The 388-nt window shown below is 67.5% G+C and carries 1 protein-coding gene; it reads right to left on the bottom strand.

The features are described 5' to 3' along the window. Nucleotides 1-388 (bottom strand): flagellin hook IN motif-containing protein (locus HGR_RS00685; RefSeq protein ID WP_039851866.1); only part of this gene is annotated, 388 nt, incomplete at both ends.

Consider the following 388-nt stretch of genomic DNA (forward strand, 5'->3'; position numbering starts at 1 on the left):
GGAGATCGCCGCAGCCAGGCCGCTGGGCGTGTTCGACGAGTCGGTCAGATTGAAGGTGATCGCCTCGGCCGTGCTGTTGTCCGAACGCAGTTGCAGCGTGTAGGCACCGGTGGCACCGAAGCTCAGCTGAGCGTCGGCGCGGGCGTCAGCCGTCACACCCGTGACGGAGGTCTGCTGGTTCACCTTGGTTGCCACCGACTGGGCGGTTTCGTTGGCCGTCACGGTGATGGCCGCGCTGCCCGCCGCCGCGTTGATGGTGAAGGCCTCGCTGGAAATGCCGTTGGCACCCCAGGTCGCGCCCGAAGCCACCGTCTGAGCGTTGGTCGCGGAATTGATCGCCTGGTTGTTGCCGTACACGCTGGTGCGGGCGTTGGCCGTGGCCGCCACG

The sequence above is a fragment of the Hylemonella gracilis ATCC 19624 genome (genome assembly GCF_000211835.1).
Lineage (GTDB): Bacteria > Pseudomonadota > Gammaproteobacteria > Burkholderiales > Burkholderiaceae_C > Hylemonella > Hylemonella gracilis.